24 protein-coding genes and 1 pseudogene are annotated in these 26419 nt (G+C 58.0%); 9 read left to right on the top strand and 16 right to left on the bottom strand.

The genetic code is table 11. From position 1 onward, the window contains the following. Window positions 1-10: 10 nt before the first annotated feature. The 9 genes from FIV39_RS23295 to ycaC all read right to left on the bottom strand — a co-directional run bounded on the left by FIV39_RS23295 (window position 11) and on the right by ycaC (window position 13385). Window positions 11-1900: a TonB-dependent receptor domain-containing protein gene (locus tag FIV39_RS23295; RefSeq protein ID WP_090401875.1), complete on the bottom strand. Its 1890-nt coding sequence runs from the start codon at window positions 1898-1900 to the stop codon at window positions 11-13. 141 nt (window positions 1901-2041) lie between these two features. Beyond that, a complete protein-coding gene (gene dxs, locus FIV39_RS23290) occupies window positions 2042-3940 on the bottom strand; it encodes a 1-deoxy-D-xylulose-5-phosphate synthase (protein WP_090401876.1) in 1899 nt (632 codons plus the stop codon). 110 nt (window positions 3941-4050) lie between these two features. Then, window positions 4051-4938: a (2E,6E)-farnesyl diphosphate synthase gene (ispA, locus tag FIV39_RS23285; RefSeq protein WP_090401877.1), complete on the bottom strand. Its 888-nt coding sequence runs from the start codon at window positions 4936-4938 to the stop codon at window positions 4051-4053. Then, window positions 4935-5177, bottom strand: coding sequence for an exodeoxyribonuclease VII small subunit (locus FIV39_RS23280; RefSeq protein ID WP_003176346.1), 243 nt, complete (start codon window positions 5175-5177; stop codon window positions 4935-4937). The genes ispA and FIV39_RS23280 overlap by 4 nt, the downstream gene beginning before the upstream one ends. A gap of 74 nt (window positions 5178-5251) precedes the next feature. Then, window positions 5252-6391 carry a Fic family protein gene (locus tag FIV39_RS23275; RefSeq protein ID WP_090401878.1) on the bottom strand — a complete coding sequence of 380 codons (1140 nt, stop codon included), beginning with the start codon at window positions 6389-6391 and terminating at the stop codon, window positions 5252-5254. A gap of 582 nt (window positions 6392-6973) precedes the next feature. Continuing rightward, window positions 6974-7249, bottom strand: a complete 276-nt coding sequence (locus FIV39_RS23270) for a hypothetical protein (protein WP_143513855.1) — start codon at window positions 7247-7249, stop codon at window positions 6974-6976. Beyond that, complete coding sequence (locus FIV39_RS33585; RefSeq protein ID WP_090401879.1) at window positions 7250-7888, bottom strand: hypothetical protein; 639 nt, start codon at window positions 7886-7888, stop codon at window positions 7250-7252. Further along, window positions 7888-12501, bottom strand: coding sequence for an RHS repeat-associated core domain-containing protein (locus tag FIV39_RS23260; RefSeq protein ID WP_090401880.1), 4614 nt, complete (start codon window positions 12499-12501; stop codon window positions 7888-7890). The genes FIV39_RS33585 and FIV39_RS23260 overlap by 1 nt, the downstream gene beginning before the upstream one ends. Window positions 12502-12752: 251 nt before the next feature. Further along, window positions 12753-13385: an isochorismate family cysteine hydrolase YcaC gene (ycaC, locus tag FIV39_RS23255; RefSeq protein ID WP_027605204.1), complete on the bottom strand. Its 633-nt coding sequence runs from the start codon at window positions 13383-13385 to the stop codon at window positions 12753-12755. 369 nt (window positions 13386-13754) lie between these two features. Here ycaC and FIV39_RS23250 point away from each other — a divergent pair, with 369 nt between their 5' ends. The 8 genes from FIV39_RS23250 to FIV39_RS23215 all read left to right on the top strand — a co-directional run bounded on the left by FIV39_RS23250 (window position 13755) and on the right by FIV39_RS23215 (window position 19780). After that, window positions 13755-14336, top strand: coding sequence for a YjfI family protein (locus FIV39_RS23250; protein ID WP_090401881.1), 582 nt, complete (start codon window positions 13755-13757; stop codon window positions 14334-14336). Window positions 14337-14353: 17 nt separating this feature from the next. Then, window positions 14354-15052 (top strand): PspA/IM30 family protein, encoded by a 699-nt coding sequence (locus FIV39_RS23245; protein ID WP_090401882.1) that lies wholly within the window; start codon window positions 14354-14356, stop codon window positions 15050-15052. 56 nt (window positions 15053-15108) lie between these two features. Continuing rightward, complete coding sequence (locus tag FIV39_RS23240) at window positions 15109-15669, top strand: rhomboid family intramembrane serine protease (RefSeq protein WP_090401883.1); 561 nt, start codon at window positions 15109-15111, stop codon at window positions 15667-15669. A 72-nt stretch (window positions 15670-15741) separates the two neighbouring features. Further along, window positions 15742-16776 (top strand): ion channel, encoded by a 1035-nt coding sequence (locus FIV39_RS23235; protein WP_090401884.1) that lies wholly within the window; start codon window positions 15742-15744, stop codon window positions 16774-16776. Continuing rightward, window positions 16763-17437 carry a DUF2491 family protein gene (locus tag FIV39_RS23230; protein ID WP_090401885.1) on the top strand — a complete coding sequence of 225 codons (675 nt, stop codon included), beginning with the start codon at window positions 16763-16765 and terminating at the stop codon, window positions 17435-17437. The genes FIV39_RS23235 and FIV39_RS23230 overlap by 14 nt, the downstream gene beginning before the upstream one ends. 15 nt (window positions 17438-17452) lie before the next feature. After that, window positions 17453-17881, top strand: a complete 429-nt coding sequence (locus FIV39_RS23225) for a DUF350 domain-containing protein (protein WP_024077626.1) — start codon at window positions 17453-17455, stop codon at window positions 17879-17881. 18 nt (window positions 17882-17899) lie between these two features. After that, entirely contained in the window at window positions 17900-18610 is a 711-nt protein-coding gene (locus tag FIV39_RS23220; protein ID WP_090401886.1) for a DUF1190 domain-containing protein, read from the top strand. A gap of 12 nt (window positions 18611-18622) precedes the next feature. After that, entirely contained in the window at window positions 18623-19780 is a 1158-nt protein-coding gene (locus FIV39_RS23215) for a glutathionylspermidine synthase family protein (RefSeq protein WP_090401887.1), read from the top strand. 90 nt (window positions 19781-19870) lie between these two features. Here the strand turns inward: FIV39_RS23215 and darG are convergent, their stop codons facing one another. The 3 genes and pseudogenes from darG to FIV39_RS23200 all read right to left on the bottom strand — a co-directional run bounded on the left by darG (window position 19871) and on the right by FIV39_RS23200 (window position 22168). Next, window positions 19871-20959 (bottom strand): type II toxin-antitoxin system antitoxin DNA ADP-ribosyl glycohydrolase DarG, encoded by a 1089-nt coding sequence (gene darG, locus FIV39_RS23210; protein ID WP_146371614.1) that lies wholly within the window; start codon window positions 20957-20959, stop codon window positions 19871-19873. Then, window positions 20956-21600, bottom strand: coding sequence for a type II toxin-antitoxin system toxin DNA ADP-ribosyl transferase DarT (gene darT / locus FIV39_RS23205; protein ID WP_090401889.1), 645 nt, complete (start codon window positions 21598-21600; stop codon window positions 20956-20958). The genes darG and darT overlap by 4 nt, the downstream gene beginning before the upstream one ends. Then, a pseudogene (locus FIV39_RS23200) lies at window positions 21597-22168 on the bottom strand (DarT ssDNA thymidine ADP-ribosyltransferase family protein). The gene darT and the pseudogene FIV39_RS23200 overlap by 4 nt, the downstream one beginning before the upstream one ends. 497 nt (window positions 22169-22665) lie before the next feature. Between FIV39_RS23200 and FIV39_RS23195 the strand changes: the two are divergent. Further along, window positions 22666-22902, top strand: coding sequence for a hypothetical protein (locus FIV39_RS23195; RefSeq protein ID WP_090401890.1), 237 nt, complete (start codon window positions 22666-22668; stop codon window positions 22900-22902). A gap of 300 nt (window positions 22903-23202) precedes the next feature. On the opposite strand, the gene FIV39_RS23185 is transcribed toward FIV39_RS23195, so the two are convergent. From FIV39_RS23185 to FIV39_RS23170, 4 genes are all read right to left on the bottom strand, one after another. Next, entirely contained in the window at window positions 23203-23976 is a 774-nt protein-coding gene (locus FIV39_RS23185) for a LexA family transcriptional regulator (protein WP_090401891.1), read from the bottom strand. A 214-nt stretch (window positions 23977-24190) separates the two neighbouring features. Further along, window positions 24191-24718: an inorganic diphosphatase gene (gene ppa / locus FIV39_RS23180; RefSeq protein WP_090401892.1), complete on the bottom strand. Its 528-nt coding sequence runs from the start codon at window positions 24716-24718 to the stop codon at window positions 24191-24193. 108 nt (window positions 24719-24826) lie between these two features. Continuing rightward, complete coding sequence (locus FIV39_RS23175) at window positions 24827-25642, bottom strand: M90 family metallopeptidase (protein WP_090401893.1); 816 nt, start codon at window positions 25640-25642, stop codon at window positions 24827-24829. Window positions 25643-25648: 6 nt separating this feature from the next. Continuing rightward, on the bottom strand, window positions 25649-26305 hold the full coding sequence (locus tag FIV39_RS23170) for a DedA family protein (protein ID WP_090401894.1): 657 nt from the start codon (window positions 26303-26305) through the stop codon (window positions 25649-25651). Window positions 26306-26419: the final 114 nt, after the last annotated feature.

Raw genomic sequence — 26419 nt, 5'->3', positions numbered from 1 at the left:
CAGGCGACAATCAGATTTCAGGTGTCCACGTCACGCCAAACATCCACACCCGGCCTTCTTCACGGTAATCGTGATTGTTGACGAATGCCGGATCGTCGTAGCTGTAGCGCGCCCGCGCATAGGACTTGTCCAGCAGGTTATCGACCTTCAGCGACAACGCCACTTCCCGCGTCACCGCCCAACTGCCACGCAGCCCGAGCAACCCATAGCCGCCCAGGCGGTGAGTGTTGTCTTCATCGTCATAGCTGTGGCTGATCGCCTGCCAACTGGCGCCCACGCCCACCTGATCGAATTGCCGGTCCAGGTCCAGGCTCAACGTACGCCGTGCACGGCGGGCCAGGGTGTGGCCACTGTCGCGGTCGCGCGGGTCGATGAGCGACAGCCCGAGGTTACCTTGCCAGCCGAACAGGTCCTGCTTGAGCGCCGCCTCAAAACCGTTGATGCGGGCCGACGCCACATTCTGCGGCTTGCCGGTTTGGTCGAGAATGATCGCGTCGCTCAAGTCGGTGCGGTACAGCGAGGCCTCCAGGCGCGTGCTGTCACTCAACTGGCTGCGCCACTGCAGTTCGTAGCTCTTTGATGTTTCAGGCTGCAGGTTGGGGTTGCTGTACTTTGTGTCCGGGTAATAGAGGTCGTTGAAGGTCGGTGCGCGGAAGCCTTCGCTGTAGCTCAGCAGCAGGTCATTGTCGGGGTTGACCGGCAACGTCAGGGTGCCGCTCCAGCTATTTTGCCCGCCGAACTGCTGGTTCTGGTCGTGACGCAGGCCCAGTTCGGTGGAAAACCACTCGCTGTGAAAGCGATGCTGCACAAAGGCGGCACGGTTCCAGCGGCTGTTTTCGGTAAAGGTGGTGGAGCCGTGGAAGCGGTCTTCGTACCAGTCGCCACCGAGGATCAGGCTGTTCTGGTCGTCCAGGCTCAGGTCGTTCTGCCAGTTGACCGAGTCGCGGTAGGTGTTGAATACGCTGAAATCCTCGCTGAGGGTGTCGCGCTTGGTGTCGAGGTTCTCGCTGTGGCCCAGCTCCAGGCGCGATTGCCAGTGCTCGTTGAGCGTGGCGTCGACATAGCCACTGGCGCTGCTCACGGCGTAATCGGTGTAGGGTTTCTGGCCGACGGTTTGCCCGGTGGCGGTGTCGTAGCGGCCGAAGCTGTTGTCGTACTCCGACTTGCCGCGGTTATCCAACAGATTGAAGCCCACCTCCAGTTCATCGCTGAAGGAATGGCTGAGGTTCAGGCTCACGGACTGGTTGCGATAAGCATCATGGTCGCCGTCGCTGGGGAACGACTGGTGGGTTGAGTTGATGCCGGCAGTGTCATCCAGGCTCGCCCCCAGGTTGAAGCGTGTCTGTTCATCCCCACCCGAAAGGCCGAGGCTGCGCTGCCAGGTGTTGTGGCTGCCGAACCCCAGTTTTACCCGCGGTTGCACGCCATGCTCGGCATTGCGCCGGGTGAACACCTGGATCACCCCGCCAATCGCGTCGCTGCCGTAGATCACCGAGCGCGAGCCGCGCAGCACTTCCACACGCTCAATCTGGTCGACGTTCAGGTATTGCAGGCCGCTGTCGCCGGAGGTGGTGTTGGCGATGCGTTGGCCGTCGACCAGCACCAGGCTTTGCGCGGACTTGGTACCCCGCAGGTAGATACCCGGCAAGCTGCCACGACCACCGGAAGGTGCGACTTGTACGCCAGGCACACGGCTGAGCAGGTCGGTGAGGCTGGTGGGTTGCAGGCGGTCGATGTCGTCGCGGGTAAACACGGAGTTGGCGGCGCTGCTGTCGTTGCGTGCCTGGACCTGGCGGTTGGCGCTGATGACGACGTCGGGGAGTTTCAGGGCGTTGTCGCGGGTGTCGGCGAGCAATTCAGGGGAGGGCAGAAGCAGCAGGGCAAGGTACAGGTGTTTCATGGGCTGTCCATAGCGTTTGAGGATGGCACAAATCAAATGTGGGAGGGGGCTTGCCCCCGATGGCGCCTTGTCAGTCAGCATAGTTGTTGACTGAACTGCCGCTATCGGGGGCAAGCCCCCTCCCACATGTTGAGCCGGTTTCTACAGGCCCAGCAACGCCATGCGCTCGCGCACCGAAGCCTCGATTCCTGCTTCATCCAACCCGCACTCAGCCAGCATCTGCGCCGGCTTGGCGTGTTCGACGTACGCATCCGGCAAGCCCAGGTGCAGCACCGACTTGAGGATGTTTTCCCGCGCCAGGAACTCACTGACTGCCGCACCGGCACCGCCCATGATGGCGTTCTCCTCGACGGTCACCAGCAGCTCATGGCTGCCGGCGATTTCGCGCACCAGGGCTTCATCCAGCGGCTTGACGAAGCGCATGTCGACCACGGTGGCGTCGATCTTCTCGGCCACCTTGAGCGCTTCGGCCAATTGCACGCCAAATACCAGGAATGCAGCCTTGCTGCCCTGGCGACGCACAATGCCCTTGCCGATTTCGATAGGCTCCAGGTCCTTCTCGATCAATGCGTTCGGGCCGTTGCCCCGCGGGTAACGCACGGCGGCCGGGCCGTTATACAGGTGGCCGGTGCTGAGCATCTTGCGCAGTTCGTTTTCGTCGCTCGGCGTCATCACCAGCATGCCGGGGATGCAACGCAAGTAGGACAAGTCGAAGCTGCCCGCGTGAGTCGGTCCGTCTTCGCCGACTAAACCCGCACGGTCGATGGCAAACAGCACGTCGAGGTTCTGCACCGCGACGTCATGCACCAACTGGTCATAACCGCGCTGCAGGAACGTGGAGTAGATCGCCACGACCGGCTTGGCGCCTTCGCAGGCCATACCGGCCGCGAACGTGACGGCGTGCTGCTCGGCAATTGCCACGTCGAAATAGCGCAGCGGGAAGCGCTCGCTGAACGCCACCAGGTCGGAGCCTTCCTTCATCGCCGGGGTAATGCCCACCAGGCGCGGGTCGACGGCGGCCATGTCGCACAGCCATTCGCCGAACACGCCGGAGTACTTCGGCCCGCTGGCTTTTTTCGGCGCAGCGGCGGGGGCGTCCACAGGTTCGAGCTTGGTGATCGCGTGGTAGCCGATCGGGTCGACTTCCGCCGGCGCGAAGCCTTTGCCTTTCTTGGTGACGATATGCAGGAACTGCGGGCCCTTGAGGTCACGCATATTGCGCAGCGTGGCAATCAGGGTCGGCAGGTCGTGGCCGTCGATCGGGCCGATGTAGTTCCAGCCCAATTCTTCGAACAGGGTGCCGGGGACCAGCATGCCCTTGGCATATTCTTCGGTGCGCCGGGCGATTTCCCACGCGCCAGGCAGGCGCGAGAGCACCTTCTTGCTGCCTTCGCGCATGCTGGCGTAGGTGCGGCTGGAGAGAATCTTGGCCAGGTAATTGGACAGGCCACCGACATTGCGCGAGATCGACATGTCGTTGTCGTTAAGGATCACCAGCATGTTGGCGTTCACTTCCGGCGCATGGTTCAGCGCTTCGAAGGCCATGCCGGCAGTCAGCGCGCCATCACCGATCACGGCAATCGCCTTGCGGTCGCTGCCTTGCAGGCGGGCGGCAATTGCCATGCCCAGCGCTGCGCTGATCGAGGTGCTGGAGTGGCCGACGCCAAAAGTGTCGTACTCGCTTTCGGCGCGGCGCGGGAAGGCGGCAACACCGTCCTTCTGGCGCAGCGTGGCCATGCGCTCGCGGCGGCCCGTGAGGATCTTGTGCGGATACGCCTGATGGCCGACGTCCCACACCAGCCGGTCATCCGGGGTGTCGAACACGTAGTGCAACGCGATGGTCAGCTCGATGACGCCCAGGCCAGCACCGAAATGCCCACCGGTCTGGCCGACCGTGTAGAGCAATTCCAGGCGCAACTCATCGGCCAGGGTTTCCAGCTCGGCTTCACCCAGACGACGCAGGCCGTCCGGCGTGGCAGCACGGTCGAGCAGGGGCGTGGACGGGCGCTTGCGGGGAATCTCTTGAAACGTCGTGGGCATCAGGCGAATCGTTATAGGTATAGAAGAGGCGGCAGTTTACCTCAAGCATCGCAAACTGCCCACGCAGAGCGCCGAACTTGGCCGATATGCGGCTGCAATGGCCGCCGTAATCAGTGGCGGCGTTCGACGATATACCGCGCCAGGTCGCGCAGCGGCCCGGCCGCCGCGTCGAAACGTCGCAGGGCGTCCAGCGCTTGATCGCGTAGTTCCAAGGCGTAGGCCTTGGCCGCTTCCAGCCCGAGCAGCGCAGGATAAGTCGGTTTGTCCCGTGCGATATCGGCGCCTTGGCGTTTGCCCAGGGTCGCGGTATCGCTTTCCACGTCGAGAATGTCGTCCTGCACCTGGAACGCCAGGCCAATGGCCCGGGAATAGGTCAGCAGGGCCGCCAATTGCGCGGTTTCGGCACGCCCGCTGGCCAGGGCGCCCAAGTGAACGGCGGCTTCGATCAGCGCGCCGGTCTTGTGGCGGTGCATGTGCTCAAGGGCTTTTTGATCCAGCTTGACGCTGACCGAACCCATGTCGATCGCCTGCCCGCCGACCATGCCCGCAGGGCCGGCAGCCAGGGCCAGTGCGGTGACCATGCGCAAGCGGATCTCGGCGTTGACGCTGCTCAAGCGTGGGTCCAGCAACACGCTGAACGCCAGGCTCTGCAAGCCATCACCGGCGAGGATCGCATAGGCTTCATCAAAGGCTTTATGGGTGGTGGGCTGGCCGCGACGCAGATCGTCGTCGTCCATGGCCGGCAAATCGTCGTGTACCAGGGAATACGCGTGAATCAACTCGACCGCACAGGCTGCACCGTTGGCCTGCTCGGCCGGCGCGCCCAGCGCTTCACAGGCCGCATAGGCCAGCAACGGGCGCACACGCTTGCCGCCATTCATCACGCTGTAGCGCATGGCTTCATACAGACGCTTCATTTCCGGGCTTGGCGCAGCAAACAAGGGCTCCAGCGCCGCATTCACCCGGGCTTGGCTACTGGCCTGATACGCGTCGATCATTCCGGCTGTTCCGCATCGAAAGGTTCTTCGGCCAACTCCCCGTCACGCTCCAGCAACACCTGCACCTTCTGCTCCGCCTGCGCCAACGCGCTCTGGCAGTCACGGGTCAGGCCGATGCCTTGCTCAAACGCCGTCAGCGAGTCCTCCAGCGACAACTCGCCGTTCTCCAGACGCTCGACCAATGTTTGCAGGTCGGCGAGGGATTGTTCGAAATCGAGTGCAACTTTTTTGCGGGCCATGGCGGCTATTCCGGTAGACGGTAAACCGGCGCGACACTAGCAGACATGGGGACTCTGGGCAAATGAGTGGGGCGTCACTCGCCCCCTGTATTGACCTGATATCGCGTGCTGCGGCCGCCTCCGGGGAGACGGACCAGGCAGTTTTTTTCCAGCAGGTCCGCCAGGTGTCGCGTCGCTGTCGCCTTGGAGACCTTTGCGACCGTCTGGTACTGCGCCGCGCTGATGCCGTGTTCGAAGCCCTTCTCACCACCGTCGAGCAGTCGATTGAGGACCTTGATCTGTTCAGCCGACAAAGGGACGTCGCGGTGTTGCTGCCAGAACCGACTCCTTTCCAGCACCCGGTCAATCCGCGTCATGGCCTGCTGCACGCTGCGTAACAGGGTTTTAAGGAACCACTCCAGCCAGTCAGTGATATCCAGTGAGGCCTTCTGGCTGGATTCCAGTGCGTTGTAGTAGCCGGTGCGGTCTTCGAGGATGCTGGCTGACATGGCATAGAAACGGATTGCCTGGTGTTCACCCTGGGCCAGTGCCAAATCGGTGATAGCGCGTGTCAGGCGACCATTGCCGTCATCGAAGGGATGCAGCGTGACAAACCAGAAGTGCGCGACGCCGGCGCGTACCAGCGGGTCCAGTTCTGGCTCATCGCGGCTGGTTTCGAACCACTCCAGAAAATCCGCGAGTGCCTGCTCCAGTCCCAGGCGTGGCGGGGCCTCGAAATGCACGGTCGGCCGATCAAGCCGGCCCGACACCACCTGCATCGGCTCATCTCCCCTCAATGACCCGATATTGAGTGCTCTGGCGGCATAGCCCGCTTCCGGGGCCGGGAATAATAAGTGATGCCAGTTCAATAAGCGGGCGAGGGTAAACGGCCGGGTGAATTGTTGAGTGGCATCCATCATCAACTCGGCGAGTCCTTCGCTGCGGCGGCTTACCTGACCGTCTGCCATCGCTTCCAGGCCCATCCGCCTTGCCAGGGACGAGCGCACCGAGTCGACATTCAACTGCTCACCCTCAATCGCCGAGGACGTCAGGATATTTTGCAGCAGCGCATCCAGTTCATTCTGTGCGCTGACTGCCTGGCTGACGGAGCCGAGCATGCCCAACAGCTTGCCTTGGGCTTGTCCGCATTCGCGCAGCAAAGCCGCGAGGCGACCGGGTTGCCAGTGGAAGTGAGGCCAGTCGGCGTGTTGCCAGATCCAGTTTGGATGAGCCATGGTGGAATGCCTGGGGTGCGAGAGCCGAATAAAGAGGTTATTCGGCTCATTTGGTGAGCCGATTGTGCTGCGGATTCGGCTCAGGGTCTAGTCTGGTGATCGGTGTTTTCTGTAGTTTTTGTGATGTGAAATTTTGACTTATGCCTCTTGGACCATATATCGATCAGCAACCACTGGAAGTTTACCTACCTGGCATCGCTCACCATAAAGCAGTAGCTTTCTCGTCCAACTAGGTTGATATTTTGTACATATAGAGTGTTTTAGAATCGGCAGCGCCATTCAATACATGGGTCTTTGTGGTGTAGGGGGTTTCAATAGTGTGAAGTCGATATCGCCCTCAAATGAAATGCAAGCAATCCAATCTGGGTTTCTCTGAAGAATATATGTGTGTCGTGGTATTTTGGAGAAGGCTCTGAGTGCTTCTTCTGGTTGTTGGATATTTATGCAATACGCCTCGTCACAAACCGAATCACCCACAATAATTATCTTATTGTCGGCGATTTTTATGATTTTCCTGGCCGGTCGTGAGGTTGCCAAGTTCGGGAGGTTGTCCGCAAACTTAATGCTTTTGTGTAGTTTGTTTCAGGCAATTTTGCTTCCTGAAAAAGGTATGTTTTCATTAGGTTCTCTAACAATGGAAGCGTGGTCATTTGTGGGTGGAATATCAAAGACAATATTCTGGGGTTTCAGCTCCATAATTAGCTCGTCATCAAAATAGCTCATTTTTTTTGCGAACCTTCCAAGCAGGTCGTAACGGTAAGTAGCGGTTTGCTCATTAGGAGTATTGATCAGTGTTTCATACGTTGGGTGGTCGCTTAAATTTGAATTTTTGATCTGGAAAGGCTGTTGCGTTTTCAATCATATCTTTTCAACGCTGTATCCTTCTGAAGTTACTATAAAAATAATCTCTCTGCTCGTGGTTGCTTTGAAGCAATAAGTTTCCGTATTTTGCAGAGGGGTAATGCATTTTGCGTCTTCTAAAAGCGTAGGGTCTCCTTCTTTAAAAAGGCCATCTGTTTCGGTTCCAATCGCGCTAATGCCTTTGAATGCTACGGGGTTGTGAAAGGTGATTAGTAGAAGTTCACCTTTCTGGTTGGTAAAAACCACCAGTAATTCGTTACGCTTGCACGTTACTTGTTGAATGGTTCCCTTCGAGACTTCCGGTACTTCTGTTTCAGGTGTTTTTTTATTCAAGGGTTGATCGGGTTTCCAAAATTTCAAGTCGGAAAAATGTCTCTCTATATCATCCAGTTCGTCATCGCCGAGAGAGTCGTCAAAGTGTTGAGAAATTATCGTTCGTACCTTTGACAATCGTTGGGTAACGGCACAGTTATCGATAAAGTCAGTGGTCGCTTTGCGATACTCTTCCAGAGCGCCAGGTTTTTCAGCATAAAAGCTACCCATTTTGTGTAGGGATATAAGTATGTATTCAATTTCTTTAAGGGCGTCAAGTGCTTCTTTTCCGGTAAGAACTATTTTTTGATTTTGCTCTAGCATTACTTTCTCCTCGTAAAGGTAGGGTTGTTTAATGTCAGGTTACCTTTTACGGTTAATTCCATGGTGCTGTATCTGGGGTTTTTTACCAGTTCTAATTGTGACTCAGGTACGTCCGTTTCAATGTAATCTCGGCCTTTGCTTTTGTCGATCTGATATTTTTCCTGTGCATCTCTAGGACTTAGCACTTTGCTCTTTGCAGGTTCGAGATAGACTCTGTTGTTATCTTGGGCCAATATCACTCCTGTTTTTTCAATTCCTTTTGAGCCTGCTCTGCTTGTGTAATGCCGTACTCTGACGGTGGTGTCTTGTTTTGACGCGGGAGCGGGGAGCGTTGGCTCGCCATTGTTAGCTTTTGCGTGCTTTGTTGGGCTCTCAGCGTTGTGGGATGGTTTACATCCATCCCCACCTGGGCAGACGCTCAGTCCCAGGGGATCCACCCACCCAGTAGGGTTGGGCGCGTACAAGTACGCATTGATCCCGCCGCCCAACTTCACCGGGTCCGGCGTCAGGTAGCGACCAACATCCGGATTGTAGTAGCGATGGCGGTTGTAGTGCAGCCCGCTTTCCTGATCAAAGTACTGACCCTGAAAACGTAGCGGGTTGTCGATTTTGCCTTTGTCGAGACGGCTGATCTGGCCGTAGGCGCGGTAATGCGCGGACCAGACGATGTCGCCGTCTGGGTCGGTGAGTTCTTGCGGCGTGCCGAGGTGGTCGAGTTGGTAGTGAAAGGCTTTGGTGTCTTGTGGACCAAAGCCATCCAGTAGGACCAGCGGACGGAAACTGTCGGGCTCATAGAGATAGCTGCGGTGGCGATCTGCATGGTGTTCGGCAATCAGCCTGTCGCCTTGCCAGAAAAACTCCGTCGTTATGCCGTCCACGGTTTTGCTGATACGCCGCCCAAAAGGGTCGTAGCGATAGCTGGCGGTTTGGCCGTTGGGTTGGGTGATTCCGATGAGGCGGTGCTGGCAGTCGTAGCGATATTCGGTGATGAGCGCGTGCCCACGGCCACGCCGTTCGCGGATGAGGTTGCCGAAGGCGTCATAGTCGTAGTGGCGGTCGCCCTGGATCATCAGGCGGTTGCCGGCAACGATGTCGGGGCCGGGGCGGTCTTGCATGAGCAGGTTGCCGGCGGGGGTGTGGCCGAAGCGTTCCTGCAGGTCTTGGGAGTGGTCAGCGCGGGTCAGGTGGCCTACGGGGTCGTAGTGGTAGTGGTGTTCGCCTTTGCGCGTGTCGAGCAGGCGGGTGAGGTTGCCGGATGTGTCGTAGTCGTATTGACGTTGGTAGAGATACTCTTGTTGCTGGGTGATCGCGTGGGCGTGCAGGCGTTGCTGGTCGTCGTAGTGGTAGTGGCTGAGGAGTTGGCCTTGTTGGCGCTGGTGTTCTTGGCCGGCTTTGAACAGATGAGAGGTCAGCAGTACGCCGTTTAATTCGATGGTGGCGAGGTGGCCGCCTTTGGCGTGGTTGAAGGTGAGGCGGTTGTTGTCCGGCAGTCGCAGGGTTTGAAGCTGGCCGCAGGCGTCGTAGCCATAGCGCAAGGTGCCCCAGCCCTGATGTTCGGCGGTGAGGCGGTTTTGTTGGTCGTATTCGTAGGCCAGCGCCCAGTGGCCGTCGTCGACGCTGAGGAGGTTGCCCTGGCGGTCGTAGGCATATTCAACAAGACTGCCGTCGGGCAGGGTTTTTCTGACGAGGCGTCCGGCGTGGTCTCGTTCGTAACGGGTAACGAGCTGACTGCCATCGTCACCGTACTCGGTCTTTTCCTGCAGGTTGCCGTTGAGGTCGTAGACGTAGGCCGTACGCTGCCCGTCAAACCTGGTTTCCTGCTGGATCAGGCCATTGGGGTGGTAATCAAGTCGGTAGGTCTCGCCGACCTCGTTTTCGATTTCGGTCAGCAATAACCGCACGTTGTCATAGCGGTACTTGACCTGGCTACCGTCGGCGTTGATACGGCGGCTGATCAGGTGCAACCCGTCGGCGTATTCGTAGCGGGTGACGTGGCCCAGTTCGTCGCGTTCGGCGGTGATTTTTCCGTAGGGGTTGTAGCTGTATTCTCGACACGCTCCACCCGGCAGCACCACACGAACCAAGCGACCCACGCTGTCCCACTGACACTGGGTCAGCGCGCCCTGCTCATCCTCGCGCGCCACCTGCCGGCCAAGATCGTCATAGCGATAGCGCTTGATCCCGCCATTCGGCAGTTGCTCTTCAAGCAACTGTCCGCGCTCATTCCACACCAGCCGCTGGCAACTGTGATCCGGGTACCAAACCCCAACCAGTTGCCCGTATTTGTCGTAGCTGTAATCCGTAACATGACCATCGGGATCGGTCTTACGAATGACATCGCCCTGGTCATTGCGCTCGTACTTCCAGACCGCCTCACCACGGCGCACAACCCGTACGAACCCGTTGTCATGCTCGTAGGACGTGGGCTCATCATCCCCCGGAAACAACGCCACCAACCGTCCGGCGTCGTCGTACTGATACGCCGTCACCGCCCCCAGAGGATCCTGCTCGACCGTCAGCCGACCCTTGTCGTCATAGGATTTGAAATGCGAAGCACCGTCCGGATCAATCCGCTGCACCAGTCGCGCCCGGTCGTCATGGACATACACTTCCTGGCTGCCATCGGCGTTATGCACCGTGACACGGCCGTCGTCCCCCCAGGCATACCGCGTATCCATCTGGGAAAAACTGGCCCAATGCCGCACACACCGCGCGGCCTTGCCAGCCCGTTCCCATTCCCAAAAGAAACTCGCCCCACCGGCCAGCCCACGCTCAAGAATCACGTGCTGATCGTCGTAGCGATAAACCTCGCTTTCGCCTATCGCATTGGTCGCCGAGACCAGCCGGCCAGCGTCGTCATAGGCGTAGGAAACGACGTTCTGCTCCGTGACCCAAACGTAGGGTTCACGTCCCTTGGCCCGCTGCACCTGGTAGTCCACTGCCACAATGCGGCCCGACGCATAGCGCAGGAACAGCGCACAACCCGCCCCGTTATCCAGCCGCTCAATGCGCCCCAGAAAATCCCGAGAAATCCGCAACCGGTTGTCATACGCATCACTGATCGAGACCAACACACCGTCGCGAAAGTGATAAAACCGAGACGCCTGGGCCAACACCAACTCGTCCGGCAAAGAACCCAAATAGATCGCCGCTTCGGCCAAACTATTGGTGATTGCAGGTCGAGCAACAGTCGGCATCGGAAATGAAGTAATGCGATTCTCATGGTCCGTCCACACCACCGAATCGCCCGACACATCAAGCCGATGCGCCAGCGAGTGACTCCAACCAAACCCCAACCCGCCATCCACTTCCACCGCACTGGTGCGGTACAACCGGGTCCACTCAAACGGCAAAATTCCGTCCAACGTGCCATCGGTGAGAGTGAGCAACTCCTCCCCGGTAACCATCGACACGGGGCAGCCGTTGGTTACCGTCTTGTCCGAAGCCGCCGCCGCATCGCCCTTCGGATTCGTCGATACAGCAGGCACATCATCCACAGGCTCTTTTTGCTTCAGCACCGCGTTCTGCCGCGCCCGCCAGCGCATCTGCAGCGTGCCTTGCTTCACCCCACCGACCACGCCGCGAACCGCCACCGCCTTGTAGCGATCCACCGCCTGCATGAATTTCGTCAGAATCGCCAGCACGCTCTGAACAAAACCTACAGCCGCCTTAACAATCTGCGCGCCATACCTGGCCAGGCGCAGGCTCAAATACGCCACAGCCGCCGCCGGCAATGCGATGGTCAGCACCGCACCAATCACCAGGTCAATCAGCAACGACACCACAAGCCCAGCAGCCACCTGCGCAATCGCACTGGGCGGCAATGCGTCCAACCAGATCATCGCCGTGCGCACCAGCAGGAACAGCGCCGCTTCATCACTGGCGAGTAACATCGCCTGTTCCATGACCTTGGGCGCATCGGTGGCGATTTGCGCCAGCTTGGCCGCTTCAGCCCCCAGCTGTGCGACGTACTTCAACGGGTCTTCAAGAATCGCCTGCACCAGCTTGATGCTGTCCCACACATCGCGAATCGCCGCCCAACTGCCAGCCAATATCCCGCTGCCGATCGCACTGGCCGTGGATTGCTGCCAATGCGGCTTGAAGCCTTGCCACTGTTCGCGAAGCCACCGCTCCAGGTCCGCCGTCAGCCCGGCGTAGGAGGCGAAGAGCGCATCCACCTGCTCCTCGGAAACACCGCCCTGTACCCGCACCTGATAGCGCCCGCCAGCGGCGCAGTGGTGTGAGCCCTTGCCATGCTCATCCAGCATGACCCGCGTGGAACTGCCGTCATCCAGCCCGATCACCTCCACCGAGATGTCGCCAATCGGCACGTCATACACCGACTCGAATTGACTCTCGATCTTCAGTTCGCCGCCCGAGGGGCACTGGGCGACGGTCGAAAAATCCGCATCGGAAAGGCTCACAGAGCGCTGCGAATCCCCCACGCGCAACACCCGATCCATTCCCAGCAACGACGGCATATCCGCCGCGTGGCTCACCGAATCCAGCGCCCGCGAATACCAGGCGCCCATCTGCTGGCGATAGGTCACCAGGCTCTGATGAAAGCCATCCAGCTCATGTTCGATAGAGGCAATGTGGGAAGCGTGGGTCATCCGTGACGTCTCGGCAGAGGGCAAGGCGTCGGAGTCTGCCGCAGCAAAAAGCGGCTGGATGAACGGCGGGGAAAATCAGAAAGGGCTGACGAAGGTCGCGTAATAGTCAGCCCCCAATCACAGTTGAGGGCTACTTCAAAGGGCGATCATGCTGATTGAAGAGCAGTGCGCTGTGGTTCTTTAAGTTGGAAGCTCGGTTGAATGACGAAAGCCTGCTTTTCAGGGCAGGCTTATCGCCAATCTCGGCTGACTTACTTCTGGTGAGCCGTCAGCGCCGCATACCCATTCATCAAGTTGCGATAGTTGGGAATGCGCTGGGACAACAGATTGCCCAGGCCTTCGATGTCGTTGCGCCAGTCGCGGTGCAGCTCACACGCCACCGAGAACCAGTTCATCAACTGTGCACCGGCCTGGGTCATCCGGCTCCACGCTGCCTGCTGCACGGTTGTGTTGAACGTGCCGGAGGCATCGGTCACCACAAACACCTCAAACCCTTCCGCCAGCGCCGACAAGGTCGGGAACGCTACGCACACATCCGTGACCACACCGGCAATGATGATCTGCTTGCGGCCGGTGGCCTTGATCGCCTTGACGAAGTCTTCGTTGTCCCAGGCATTGATCTGGCCGGGGCGGGCGATGTATGGCGCGTCCGGGAACATCTCTTTCAACTCCGGCACCAGCGGGCCGTTGGGGCCTTGTTCGAAGCTGGTGGTGAGGATGGTCGGCAGGTTGAAGAACTTCGCCAGGTCAGCCAGGGCCAGCACGTTGTTCTTGAACTCGTTGGGTGAGAAGTCCTGGACCAGGGAAATCAGACCGGTCTGGTGGTCGACCAGCAGAACTACGGCGTCGTCTTTGTTCAAGCGGTTGTAGGTTGGAGTGCTCATGGTTGAATCCTTTTTTGTTTAGGTTGGTTGGGCGTTGCGTTCAACATGGGCACAGATTAATGGGTGGGTGATGGGGGATAAATCGGCTGGAATGGGTAATACCGTCAACTCAAAGGCGACAATCCGGGATTTTTCAGTAGGACCGATCCTTTTCGTGGTCGGGAAAGTAAGTCAAAAAATCTCACGCGTGAGCTATTGAGTGTGGCAAAAAATGCCTGTAGATTTTCTCACGCGTGAGTTTTTCACAGCGAGGTCAGTACCATGGAAAGCAGCTCTCCATCGAGTCCACCTAAAGGGCCCGATACCGATTCAGCAAGCCTCAAGGGAGAGCGCTTGAAGCCGTCCGCCAAAAAGCCATCGAGCTTCTATATGAAGCAGATGCGTGCAGGCCTGGCGGCCGCCGGCTACGTGAAACACGAGACTTGGGTGCTTCCCGAAAATCGAAGCCTGCTCAAGCAGATGGAGAAACAGCTTCGCCAGCCGATTCTGGCTGGCTCATTCATGTCGGAGAATTTCATGAGCGCAGGTAACAACTGGAATATCGATCGTCTCTTCACCGCTCTTCAGGCCCTGGACGACGTGGTGTCCAAGGACATTACGCTTTCTCTCGTCCAAGGCTCCGAGTCCAGCATCAAGCTGGAAATGAACGACTTCGGTGGCTTGCCGATTTACATCGCGGTGGTGGGCGAGCAGATCATCGTTGACACTGTTCTAGTCGATGTCGAGTCCATCAACGATGTCGCTAAATTCAATGACGCGGTGTTGCGCAGCCGGGAAATGTTCCCGCTGTCCTCCATCGGTATCGAGTCCATGCCTAACGGGCAAGTTGTCTACAACATGTTCGGCGCGTTGAGCTCCGACTCCAGCCTGACCAATATCGTGACCGAGGTGAAAACCCTGGTCGACAACGTGCAGCGCGCCAGCGAAGCCTTCGAACGTTTCTTCAATTAAGTATTCGGGAGTATCCAATGACTCAGTCCATCTGGAGTAAATTGTTCACCGCGCTGCGTGGCGGTGCCAACGAAGTCGGCGAATCGATCGTCGACCAACAGGCCCTGCGCATCCTCGATCAGGAAATCCGCGATGCCGACACTGCGCTGGCCAACGCCAAGCGTGAGTTGGTCAGCATCATGGCCAAGCACAAATTGGCGACTGATCGCGTCAATGAGTACGACGCCAAGATCAAGGACCTGGAGTCCAAGGCCGTGGCTGCCCTGCAGGCCAATCGTGAAGACCTCGCCCTGGAAGTGGCCGAAGCCATTTCGAGCCTGACCAACGAGCGGGAGGTCGAGCATAAGCAGGCCACCGAGTTCGGTGGCTATGCGGACAGCATGCGCAAGGACATCACCAAGGCCGAAAGCCGGATCAAAAGCCTGCGCCAGCAAGTGGATATGGCCAAGGCGCGCGATAGCGTACAGAAGGCCCAGGTCAGCGCTTCCATCGCCAGCGGCGGTGCCAACGGCAAGCTGGAAACCGCCGTCGGTACGCTGAATCGTTTGCAGGCCAAGCAGCAGCAACGCGCCGCCGAACTGCAAGCCCAGGATGAGCTGGTTGAGGCGTCCACGGGGACCGACCTGGAACGCAAGCTGCGCGACGCCGGCATCACGCCGAACGAAGGCAGCGCCAATGCAATTCTGGAGCGTCTGAAGCAAAAGTCGGCCGAGTAAGCAACGTCGCCGCAGGAAGGGCAGTACCTGCCCTTCTTTTTTACGTCGAGGTCAGGATGGATGCCCTGAAGGGTTTCAAGATAATCGCAGGCTTGGCTCTGTTTATGGTCGCGCTGCAACTGCTTAATGTGGCGACCGGTTACAGCCTCATGGCGTTCGGCCTGATCCCGAGAACGCTGCAGGGGCTGCCCGGCATCCTCTCCTCACCGTTTTTGCACGGGTCGTTCGCCCACCTGAGCGCGAACCTGGTTGCCTTTTTGATCCTGGGCACCCTGGTGATTATCGAAGGGCTTAATCGCTTCGTTAGCGTCAGCGCGATCATTATCCTGCTGGGCGGTTCGCTGGTCTGGCTGTTCGGATTTGCGGGCATACACGTGGGGGCCAGCGGCTGGGTCTTCGGGTTATGGGCCTACCTGTTGTCTCGCGCCTGGTTCCACCGGAGCTGGAGCAACTTGATAACGGCCGGTGTCGTGGCGGTACTGTATGGCGGCCTGATCCTTGGCTTCCTGCCTCGCCAGGGTGTTTCCTTCGAGGGGCATCTGTTTGGTGCATTCGCCGGATTTATTGCAGCCAAGGTACTTCTCTCCAAGCCACGCAGCAGGTTTAATGCCGGCTGAACGCACTTGAGCAGCCGGACGTCGATGCGGTGGCGTCATCGGGAATCAAGCACCCAGGGAGTCAGGGACGGAATGTCGATTTTTCTTTTGCTGCGCATGTACGCCTCCTCCCTCTTTCACCGTTTCGGCTGGGCAGGCCTGGTCGTTGCCTTGGGTGTACACCTGAGCACGGCTTATCTGGGCCTGGTGTACCTGGGCGAACAACACCTCACCGCCCCCGCCACGTTTGTTTACTTCTATCTCACCACCACGCTGACCGTCGGTTATGGCGATCTTGCGCCACAGACCTCGGCGGGGCGCGTATTCGTGGCAACCTGGGTCATGCTCGGGGGCATTGCGCTGCTGACGGCAGCCATCGGCAAAACCACCAGCACTGTCATCGATGCATGGAGAAAAGGCATGAAGGGCAAAGGCGATTTCACCGGCAAAATCGGCCATACCGTGCTCATTGGCTGGGAGGGCGCGCCCAGTGAGCGGGTCATCGAGTTGTTGCTTCAAGACGAAACCTCGAACGACAACCTGATCGTCATCTGCGATTGCACCCTCGACGAAAACCCGATGCCGGGCAAAGCGGCGTTCATCCGTGGTGAAAGCCTGTCCTCCACAGCGCTATTGCTACGTGCCGGTGTGCCCGGTGCCGAGCGTGTGCTGGTGCGAACCCCGTCTGATGATCTGACGCTGGCCACCGTGCTGGCAGTGAATCAACTGAGCCCTGTCGGGCATGTAGTCGCCCACTTCAATGAAAGTGAAATTGCCGCACTGGCCAGCTCCTACGCCCCCAGCCTGGAATGCACGTCAAGCATGGCCATCGAGATGTTGGTGCGCGCCTCGCAGGATCCGGGCTCGTCGGTGGTCATTAATGAGCTGCTGTGCGTGGGGCAGGGTGCCACCCAATACCTGATGAGATTGCCCGAGGCGTTTGAAGCTACGTTCGGCGATCTGTACACCCAAATGAAAGAGCGCCACAACGCCACCCTCATCGGCTATCGCGCCAAGGGTGCATCGCAACCGTCGATCAACCCGCCCAGCGCCACGCGCGTTGAAGGCGGCGAACTCTTCTACATCGCCTCCACCCGCCTCAAGGAAATCTCCAATGGGATGGTTTAAACAGTTGATGGGGCTTGAGGCCCCGCAAGCGAATACACACTCAAAAGGCGCCGCCGCCGAACCCCTGCCGACCACCGGGCCGCTGGGCCTGGCTCCGGGCAAAGGCGTGATATTCGACACGACCCTGAAGTTGTTGCTCGACGGGAAAACCACGGTGGTTATCCCCGGCTCCCAGGAGATCTGGAGTAACGGCACCGTTGACCTCGGGCAGTCGACCTGGCTGTCGCGCTACTACATGAACGACGAAGATTACTGGTTGCAGGTGCACACCACGGGCGACATCGCCGGGCAGGTCGAGTCTGTGATCCTGTTCAACTACCTGAGTTACGTCACCCTCAGCAGCGAAGCTGAACTGCGCCGGCTGGCGGGGCCGCAGAGCCTGATCGGGTTGCCGACCTACACCCACAACGGCGTCGAATACGCGCGCGTATGGGGCAGCGAGGATGGCCAGACAGAATTGGTGGCCATGAGCGAGCACGTGATAAACCCCGAGCACTCCTACAGCGTCGAGCACCGTTCGATGCTATATGCCCGTGACACAGGCCTGACCGATCGACGCGAGTTTCTGCTGTTCTCTGTCGAAGAAGACGCTGAAGGCACCGTCAGCCTGAGCACGTCGCTGGGCATTTCGCTGTACACAACCGACTTGAATGCGCTCTAAAAAAGGAAGAAGTCCATGCTAGAAGCTCTCTCCATCTCCCTGAACAAAGCCGCCGTTGTCGGTTTTGTCACCTACATTCTGGGGGCGGCGGTGCTGTTCGCACTGTTCCAGTTCATCTACACCCGCGTCACCCCGCACAAGGAGTTCGAGCTGATCCGGGCGGGCAACGTTTCCGCGGCCGTCGCCCTGGGCGGCGCCATCGTCGGTTTCGCCATTCCGGCCAGCAACGTGATTGCCTACTCGATCAGCATCCTCGACTTCGTCGTCTGGGCGGTGATCGCAGCCGTCGTCCAACTGTTGGCGTTTCTGCTGACCAGCCTCGTGCTCAAAGGCACTTCCGAGCGCATCAAGAGAGGCGAGCTCGCAGCGGGCATCTACGTGGCCGCCGTGGCCATCAGCGTCGGCATGTTGAATGCCGCCTGCATGACGCCTACCCAGAACTGATTGCGCACGGAGCTCCCGATGAAACGAAGCAAGTACGTCCAGCTTTCGCTGGCAGCGTCGGTCGCCATGGCGATATCCGGCTGTGGGCCGACGGAAAAAACCTACGATTTGCAGAAGAAGTACAACTTCCAGTCGGTTCAGCAATGTGCCGATGAAAAGCTTCCGGTGGACGTCTGTTCCGACGCCTACATGACCGCCATGGCCGAGCATCGCCGCATCGCCCCGGTATACGCCAGCCAGGCCGATTGCGATGCCGACTTTGTCGCCGGCTGGTGCCAGTTGGACTCCAATGGCCAGTTCATTCCCAAGCTGGGCGGTTTCGAACTGACCGCCGAAGGCCAGGTGACACAATCCCAGGTAGACGCTGCTAACGCACAGGCGGGTAACGCTCAGGCAAGCGGCGGCTCCGGCTTCTCCACCAGCAGCCTGCTGACCGGTCTGCTGATCGGCAACATGCTGAGCAGCAATCGCAACAGCTACCGTTCTGAGCCGGTGTATCGCTATCGCGATGATCGCGGTGATTACGGCAACTCGACGCTCAATCAGCGTGTCTCCAATGGCGCGACGTTTGGCCGCTCGAATCAGGCCCGTTACGGCAGCAGCAATTACACCAACACGCTGCGCTCCTCCAGCCAGTCGAGCTCCGTGGCGTCGGCCACCTCCCGTGGCGGCTTCGGCAGCAAGGCCAGCGCACGCGGTGGTTGGGGCGGCGGTGGGTCGAGCAGTTAAGGAGACCGGGCCATGAAGAAAATCCATTGCCCAGAGCGTCATGACTGGAAACAGACCGCTGAAAACCTTGGCTTTCTGTTCCATACCATCGACGGCGAACCCTACTGGGACGAAAGCGCGTATTACCAGTTCACGCTCAAGCAAATCGAGCACGACCTCGAAGACCCGACCACCGAGATCCACGACATGTGCATGGACCTCGTCGCCCGCGTGGTCCAGAGCGAAGAACTGCTCGAACGCCTGAGCATTCCCGCGCCGTTCTTCGACATGATCAAAACCTCATGGCTCGAAGGCCACCCGCACCTGTACGGGCGCATGGACTTCTCCTACAACGGCACCGGCCCTGCCAAGCTGCTGGAACTCAACTACGACACACCGACCAGCCTCTACGAGGCCGCGGCGTTCCAGTGGGGTTGGCTCGAGCAATGCATCGAACGCGGCCTGCTGCCCAAACATGCCGACCAGTTCAACAGCATCGACACCAAACTGCACCAGGCTTTCGCCCAACTGCAGGTCAACCAGCCTTTCTACTTCGCCTCGATGAAAGGGTCGACCGAAGACAAAGGCACCACCGACTACCTGCGCCTCGTCGCGGAAAAAGTCGGCATCGAATCACGCCACATCGACATCGAAGACATCGGCCTGACCAGCGAAGGCCGCTTCGTCGACCTCCAGGACCGCTGGATTCCTCACCTGTTCAAACTGCACGCCTGGGAATTCATCTTCCACGAGCCCTTTGGTTCGGCGATTGCCGAGAGTGACACGCAGTTTTTCGAGCCCGCGTGGAAATCCATCCTCTCCAACAAAGGCATCCTGCCGCTGCTGTGGGAATTCAACAAAGGCCATCCGAATTTGCTCGCCGCCCACCTGGATACCGAACCGGGTAAAGCTGTGCCGAAGGGCTGGGTGCGCAAGCCGTTTTTCTCACGGGAAGGGGCGAATATCGAACTGCAAACGGCTGATGGGCTGATCGTGAAAGAGGACGGTCCCTATACGGATGCGCCGTTTATTCTTCAGGAATTTGCGCCGTTGCCGCGGTTTGGGGACAGCTATACGTTGATTGGGTCTTGGGTGATTGGGGACCAGGCGGCGGGGATTGGGGTGCGGGAGGATAATAGTTTGATTACCAAGGATTCGAGCCGGTTTTTGCCGCATTTGATATTGGGTTGAAACAGCCTGCTGGGCTTCTCAGTCAGTACTGGACCGACACGCCTCAACCGATTGGCTAAATGCCCGCGTCAGCGGGCAAATTTCTGATTCTCAGCAGGTAGCCATCTGAGCATTTGAGTGGTTATGCGTAAGTCGTTTGAGTGCAATCTCAAGCGCTTGGTCGTCGAACAGTTTGTTCTTGCGAGCTCCAGCACCGGCTCCGCCCTCCCATTGCTTCAATGCCTCGCGCACAGCAGGGACGCTAGGGGAGATATTTTTCTGGCTCAGCAACCAATCGACTGTCGCCAGCAACTCCATACCAAACGGTGACTCAAAGCCGTCAATCAATTCGGCAGTGCACTCCAGGGCTTCGGAGTATTCCTTGGCTTCTGTTTTAAGATAGGTTTGTAGAAAGGCTTTGCGGTCTTGGTCGAACCAGATCACATCACTGTTTTCCGCATCACCGATGCGCTTATCGCAATGCAGATAACTACCGTCCAGGTTGTTAAGCAGATGTTCCAACCGATTGGCGTACGGCCCGTACTTATGAGCAACGAACTTAAGGTCCAGCGGGTTCTTGAGGTCTGGCCGCTTCTCAATAGCACGCTCCAGGAACCAGGCCAGCTTTTGAATCTCAAGCAGGCTGCATTCCATTCCTAACACCCAGTATCGCCGAACCAGTTCCGCAATAAGTGCGCGGGCTGGTGTGAGCTTCTCCACGCCGCTCCGTTTGGCGACATTCAGGTACTGATTGGAAGGCTCAAACACAAGTACATCAACATCCAGATCACTCAAGACATCAACGATCTGTTCGCGAACGTCTGGCCATTTCAGGCCGCCGTTACCTGCACCTAGGGGGGGGACCGCCACAGACTTCACATGGTTTTCGAGCAAAAAACGACGTAGATCGTGTAGACCCTCCGTTATCCATGCCATCTGTGATGGTGATCGCCAGTGACGTTTGGTCGGGAAGTTAACGATCCAGCAAGGACCGTCCAATTCGTTGACCGCAGTCACGTGAACTTTTCCGGTCTCTACCTCGCCAGCCTTACAGGCTGCCGCGTACAAGCGATAGTTTTCTGCAAAGCGCTCTTTGAACATCAGCGCGATGCCCTTGCCCATCACGCCCACAGTATTCACCGTGTTGACGAGGGCTTCGGTGTTGGCTTCCAGAAGGTTGCCTTGGGTGAATCTGATCATTGGAAATACCATCCCGGACGCGCATGCACAGACAACGTCAGGCCTCTGGCGGCAACGTCCTGCTCTATGCGTTCTTTCATCGCATCGGTATAACACATGATGCCAAGGAGTCCTGTAATCGGTAGGTGGTGGTGAATCAGCGCTTCAGCCTGATAACGCTCCATTTTGCGAGGGTCATCGGGGTCACGTTTGAAGTCACGCCGTTGAAGGATAGACCAATCGATCTCGTGGAGATTCGTCAGATCGCTGTAATAGTCTGTCCAATCCGGGTACGCATGTGCGTTTGTGAAGACGAACGGTAGGCCAAGCTCGGCGACGCGTGGCAGGCTGGAGACCAGAATCACAATCTCGTCATTGCTGCGCTGCTGAACGCTCCATCCCGACTGAATGTTTTTCATCATCACAGAGAAAGGCGTGAAGTAGAAGGGCACGTAGTCGGCCAACACGCCTGCAGGTGCTATAGGAACGCAGCGAGTGCGGCGTTTGTCGATTAAGTCAGCATTGCCGATGTTCACGTACTGCGGTGCCTGCACCTCGGAGCTGGCGCAGTGCAGGCCGTTGTCCAGAATCCAGGGCAGATTGTCGCGATGAACGATCCGCCAGATCAGAGCCTTTTCTGGATTCAGGTTGCTATAAATCATCTAAGAAACATTCCTCGATTCACTCCGATTTGTACATTAACGCCTGCCTCGCGCATTTTAGACTCGCAGAGGGCTTCTACTTCTGCATTAGAAACAAAAACCTTGAAGAAATCGTTAGGGGAAACTACATCGGGCGATAGGCATTCAGCCATGCAGATGCTCTTGCATTGTGGGTCATGGTAGTCCCTGGCATTCATGAGCTCCCAATTGATCGCCTCGAAGCCCTCAGCATAATCGAGCAACTGAATGGCATCGTTAGCCAATGGATGGCGGGGAATGACTTTCCATTGTTTCTAATTGCCAGGTTTCGATGAACCGTAATCACGACAAATTGAGCGTCAGGCCTTCTGCGTTGAACGCTTCCATCGAACGGGTTTGCGGCAAACCAGTGGAAAGGTACGTACTGCTCTAGTGCGAGACCTTGTCGTTTTTTCAGAATCTCGGCATCAGCCACATCTTCGAACGCCTTGAGCTGCGCTCGCGGTTTAAGTCCGCTCTGAAAAATACTGCTCAGGTTTTCCAGCGAAGTGAGGTGATAGAGGAGTTTTTGTTCCTTGATATCCGGCATATCGGTCTCCTTGACCTGTGTATGAGCTGAAGTTGTTTCATTCCTGCTCGCTCATCAGTTGGCAGGATGAGATAAGTGATTCTATTTTGATATCGCTTTGGCATGCAATGGCCGTCCGTATCATGGAGGACTGCTGAAAAATCATAGGAGTCAGCAGTCCCACAGCGTTCTCGAATTCGTTGTGCCAGCAGGTTAGATCCCTTTCATTTGCGGGACATTTCCTAGAAAATCCCAGTCGCTTGCGCTAGCGAAAATGCACGACTAGGCTGCGAATCGTCACTGCACATTCAGTGATCGGGTTTAGTCGCCCGGATTCGATTGGCGCATAAGCAACTCATGAGTCAGGCCCCTTCGCCTGCATCTTATGGTGGCTGTGCGCAGGGCACCTCCGGGTGCGCCGGGTTTCCAATCGACCGGTCGACTAACCTGCGTACAGCTGCCACCTTTCGTTTAGTCGCGGTTAGTGGCAGCTCCAAATTATCGATTGGAGGTTTGCTATGGATAACGTTGTTGCGGATTCGCCCTCATCGGGTGTGACCTACCCATTTGTTGTCAATGAAGAGCTGAGTTTCGAAGATGCTTGGGTGCGCGTGGCTGAGTTGCTGCAGTGTGCGGTGGCGACTTCGCAGGTGCTTGGGGAGCCATTGGGTGCGCCGCAGAGAGCGGTGATGCATTTGGTGGAGATGGCGAAGATGGTGGCGGATCGGGCTGTGGAGTGTATGCAGTCCGCGTGAGGCGACTGAGAGAAGGGCAGGGTATAGCACCCGCTTTTGATTACTCAATTGTCCAACAGCTGTTGGACAATTGAGTCGCGATACTTATCAGGCATTAAAAAGCCGGCTTGTGGCCGGCTTCTCGCTGACTGCCTCAGCTTGTTTTTGACAAACCTCAGCAGCCTTCAAATCGCTCAGCCCACATTGCGTCGGGCTGAATAGTAGGGGCATCCGCGGGAGCTCCTCCGCATCGCCGAGCAGGGTGAATAGCCGCAAAGCCACCCCCTGCCAAATGTGCGGCGCATGATACCCACATTCACTTCAGTTGCCCACCTCCGGATCCGATTTAGAGCCTTCCCAGCCCAAAAGATGCTCATCCAGCGGCACGGGCGGGCGGCGGTTGTTGAGGGTGGACCACCAGAATACCCAGCCCACGATCTGGAAGTTCTGTTCGAACCGTTGCTCGTGCGTCAGGTATTCATCCGGATGTTCGCCGGCGTTGTGGCTGCGCATGCGCAAACCGCCCCCTGGTCGGTTGTAGAGGTATTTGATGCGTAGCATTCCATCGTGTTCGACGGCGTAGATTTCGCCGTCGATGATTTGGGTGCGGCCCTTGTCGATGGCGAGGGTGGCGCCTTGTTGGATGATGTCGATCATGCTGTTGTCGACCATGTAGGCGCCCAGGGCGCGGTCGGGGTTGACGTTGAGGGTTTCGAGGGTGTGCAGGGAGACGCGGATGCGTTCGGTTGAGGTGAAGGTGGGGTGGAGGTGGATCTCCACGTCGACTTTTTCCGGGCGGCAGGCGGGGCCTGTGAGGTATTTACCACTTTCTTCGCGGGCGGGGAGTCCTTTCCTGGTGCTTGGGCCTTCCAGCAGGAAGTTGGCCGGTGGGTGTTTGGGGCCTTCGCCGGTGCGTAGCCAACGGCTGGAGATGCACAGCAGTTCTGCGATCTCGTTGAGTCGGCCCATGGGTACACCGCGTTTGAACCAGTTGTTCACGTGTTGAGGCGTGACACCACGGTTCTTGGCGAAGTCGGAGGCGGAAAGATGAACTTCCCTTAATAGCGCTTTTAAGCGGTCACCTGATGTATTCATAAACGCAGAGTTTACTGGCCGAGAAAACACATCAAATAAACCATGCGTTGAGTTAGGCCTGTAGGTTTTTGCTTAGTTGTAGCTTGGTACTTCGGATTTGAAGGATGGTTAAACTAAGTTTATAAAAAGTTGAACTTGTCGTTTAATTTTTCCCACAAAAAAAGCCCCGAATGATCGGGGCTTTTTCAATTGCCGAGGCAATGAGTAGCGGGTATCAGCCTTTGTAGGCAGCGACCGACTTCAGGATCTCGGCGCGGGCGGCGTCTGCGTTGCCCCAACCGTCGATCTTCACCCATTTGCCTTTTTCGAGGTCTTTGTAGTTCTCGAAGAAGTGCTTGATCTGTTCCAGCAGCAGTGGCGGCAGGTCGGTGTATTCCTTCACGTCCACGTACAGCTGGGACAGCTTGTCGTGGGGTACCGCGATAACTTTGGCATCGCCGCCGCCGTCGTCGGTCATGTGCAGGATGCCGACTGGGCGAGCGCGGATGACCGAGCCTGGGGTAACCGGGTAAGGGGTTACGACCAGTACGTCGAGGGGGTCACCGTCGTCGGCCAGGGTGTTCGGGATAAAACCGTAGTTGGCCGGGTAGAACATCGGGGTGGCCATGAAACGGTCAACGAACAGGCAGTCGCTGTCTTTGTCGATTTCGTATTTGATCGGCGCGTGGTTGGCCGGAATCTCGATGGCGACGTAGATGTCGTTCGGCAGGTCTTTGCCAGCCGGAATCTTGCTGTAGCTCATTGGGCGTTGCCCCCGTAGTTGGCCATATGACATGGCCGGATTGGCCTAAAAGTGGCGGCGATTATAGGCATATTCTGACGGCGATGCCATGCGCCAGACGTCGTACGGTCATTCGCCTTGTGGCTGATAACGCGGGTCGTGCGCTTGCAGTTGGGTCAGGCGGGCCAAGGGATCCTGGCGGTAAAAGCGGCTGAGTTGGGCGTACACCTGTGGATAACTGTTGACGAGTAAATCCGGGGCGCTGAAAAAATATTCGCTGGTGACCGCAAAGAACTCCGCCGGGTTTTCCGCCGCGTACGGGTCTATCTCCGTCTCGGCATCGGGGTTGGCGTCCAGTTGGCGATTGAGGTCGTCATACGCGCTCTGCATCACGCTGGCCCACTCCTGCACGCGCATGTCGTGGTGCAGCGGCGGCAGGCCGTTGGCGTCGCCGTTGAGCATGTCGAGCTTATGGGCCAGTTCGTGGATCACCAGGTTGTAGCCTTCCCACTGACCGCTGGCGAGCACGCCGGGCCAGGCGAGGATCACCGGGCCTTGCTGCCAGGCTTCGCCGCTGTGTTCGCCGTCCCACTCGTGTTCAATGCCACTGCTGTCGCGATGGCGTTGGGGGCTGAGGAAGTCGTCGGGGTACAGCACGATTTCATGGAAACCCTGGTACCAGTCGAGGTCGCCGAGGTTCATCAATGGCAATTGCGCCTGGGCGGCGAGCAGCAGGCGTTGTTCCTGGTGCAGGTCGACGCCGGGCAGGGCGGTGAGGTGTTTTTCGGCGAGGAACACCACGCAGGCTTCGCGCAGCCACTGGTCCTGCTCGGCGCTGATGCCGTCGAGGAAGGTCAGGTGGTGGCGCACCCGCTGCCAGGTGTCATCGGCAATCGGGTGCTTGGCCAGCAGGCGCCGGCGACGCCAGGCGCTAAGGGACCACATGCCGGGTTACTGCGGCTTGGCTTCTGAAGAGGTGCGGCCAAAGCGGCTGCGGAACACACCAATGATCATCGGCACCAGCGACAGCAGGATGATGAACACCACCAGCAGCGAGAGGTTTTTCTTGATGAGCGGCACGTTACCGAAGAAGTAGCCCAGGGTCACCAGGCCGCCAACCCAGAGGATGGTGCCCAGCACGCTGAAACCGAAGAACCGTGCATAGGGCATTTTCGCGATGCCGGCGACGAACGGCGCAAAGGTACGCAGGATCGGCAGGAAGCGCGCCAACGTCACGGTTTTGCCGCCGTGCTTGTCGTAGAAATCGTGGGTTTTTTGCAGGTAGTCGCGGCGGAAGATTTTCGAGTTCGGGTTGCTGAACAGGCGTTCTCCCGCCGTTCGCCCGATCACGTAGTTGGTGCTGTCGCCGAGGATTGCCGCCAACATCAAAAGCCCGCCCAACAATACCGGGTCCATGCCGCCGCCCGCAGCGACGGCGCCGGCGATAAACAGCAACGAATCACCCGGCAGGAACGGCATGACCACCAGGCCGGTTTCGCAAAAGATGACGAGGAACAGAATGGCGTATATCCACGGACCATAATTGGTTACCAGCATGTCGAGGTACACGTCGAGATGCAGGATAAGGTCGAGCGGGTTGAAATCCATGGATGGCACCTGTGTGAATAGCCCGGCTCAGCAGGCTTGTGCGGAAGCTCGGGTAATAAGGCTACAAGTGTATGTAGTGTTTCTTACAACCCTGAAAGGTCCGCATTATACGGA

The sequence above is a fragment of the Pseudomonas grimontii genome (genome assembly GCF_007858185.1).
Taxonomy (GTDB): Bacteria; Pseudomonadota; Gammaproteobacteria; order Pseudomonadales; family Pseudomonadaceae; genus Aquipseudomonas; species Aquipseudomonas grimontii.
The sequence above is the reverse complement of the archived record's forward strand: the minus strand, read 5'-3'. Positions and strand labels throughout refer to the sequence as shown.

Excerpts from the sequence above, each read along its gene's own strand:
- FIV39_RS23260 (WP_090401880.1), bottom strand. The coding sequence starts at position 12,501 with ATGACCCACGCTTCCCACATTGCCTCTATCGAACATGAGCTGGATGGC.
- FIV39_RS23185 (WP_090401891.1), bottom strand. The coding sequence starts at position 23,976 with ATGAATACATCAGGTGACCGCTTAAAAGCGCTATTAAGGGAAGTTCAT.
- FIV39_RS23295 (WP_090401875.1), bottom strand. The coding sequence starts at position 1,900 with ATGAAACACCTGTACCTTGCCCTGCTGCTTCTGCCCTCCCCTGAATTG.
- darG (WP_146371614.1), bottom strand. The coding sequence starts at position 20,959 with ATGATCAGATTCACCCAAGGCAACCTTCTGGAAGCCAACACCGAAGCC.
- FIV39_RS23225 (WP_024077626.1), top strand. The coding sequence starts at position 17,453 with ATGCTAGAAGCTCTCTCCATCTCCCTGAACAAAGCCGCCGTTGTCGGT.
- ycaC (WP_027605204.1), bottom strand. The coding sequence starts at position 13,385 with ATGAGCACTCCAACCTACAACCGCTTGAACAAAGACGACGCCGTAGTT.
- FIV39_RS23220 (WP_090401886.1), top strand. The coding sequence starts at position 17,900 with ATGAAACGAAGCAAGTACGTCCAGCTTTCGCTGGCAGCGTCGGTCGCC.
- FIV39_RS23215 (WP_090401887.1), top strand. The coding sequence starts at position 18,623 with ATGAAGAAAATCCATTGCCCAGAGCGTCATGACTGGAAACAGACCGCT.
- FIV39_RS23235 (WP_090401884.1), top strand. The coding sequence starts at position 15,742 with ATGTCGATTTTTCTTTTGCTGCGCATGTACGCCTCCTCCCTCTTTCAC.
- FIV39_RS23230 (WP_090401885.1), top strand. The coding sequence starts at position 16,763 with ATGGGATGGTTTAAACAGTTGATGGGGCTTGAGGCCCCGCAAGCGAAT.
- ispA (WP_090401877.1), bottom strand. The coding sequence starts at position 4,938 with ATGATCGACGCGTATCAGGCCAGTAGCCAAGCCCGGGTGAATGCGGCG.
- FIV39_RS23195 (WP_090401890.1), top strand. The coding sequence starts at position 22,666 with ATGGATAACGTTGTTGCGGATTCGCCCTCATCGGGTGTGACCTACCCA.
- FIV39_RS33585 (WP_090401879.1), bottom strand. The coding sequence starts at position 7,888 with ATGCTAGAGCAAAATCAAAAAATAGTTCTTACCGGAAAAGAAGCACTT.
- darT (WP_090401889.1), bottom strand. The coding sequence starts at position 21,600 with ATGATTTATAGCAACCTGAATCCAGAAAAGGCTCTGATCTGGCGGATC.
- FIV39_RS23250 (WP_090401881.1), top strand. The coding sequence starts at position 13,755 with ATGAAGCAGATGCGTGCAGGCCTGGCGGCCGCCGGCTACGTGAAACAC.
- FIV39_RS23275 (WP_090401878.1), bottom strand. The coding sequence starts at position 6,391 with ATGGCTCATCCAAACTGGATCTGGCAACACGCCGACTGGCCTCACTTC.
- FIV39_RS23280 (WP_003176346.1), bottom strand. The coding sequence starts at position 5,177 with ATGGCCCGCAAAAAAGTTGCACTCGATTTCGAACAATCCCTCGCCGAC.
- FIV39_RS23240 (WP_090401883.1), top strand. The coding sequence starts at position 15,109 with ATGGATGCCCTGAAGGGTTTCAAGATAATCGCAGGCTTGGCTCTGTTT.
- FIV39_RS23170 (WP_090401894.1), bottom strand. The coding sequence starts at position 26,305 with ATGGATTTCAACCCGCTCGACCTTATCCTGCATCTCGACGTGTACCTC.
- FIV39_RS23245 (WP_090401882.1), top strand. The coding sequence starts at position 14,354 with ATGACTCAGTCCATCTGGAGTAAATTGTTCACCGCGCTGCGTGGCGGT.
- FIV39_RS23175 (WP_090401893.1), bottom strand. The coding sequence starts at position 25,642 with ATGTGGTCCCTTAGCGCCTGGCGTCGCCGGCGCCTGCTGGCCAAGCAC.
- ppa (WP_090401892.1), bottom strand. The coding sequence starts at position 24,718 with ATGAGCTACAGCAAGATTCCGGCTGGCAAAGACCTGCCGAACGACATC.
- dxs (WP_090401876.1), bottom strand. The coding sequence starts at position 3,940 with ATGCCCACGACGTTTCAAGAGATTCCCCGCAAGCGCCCGTCCACGCCC.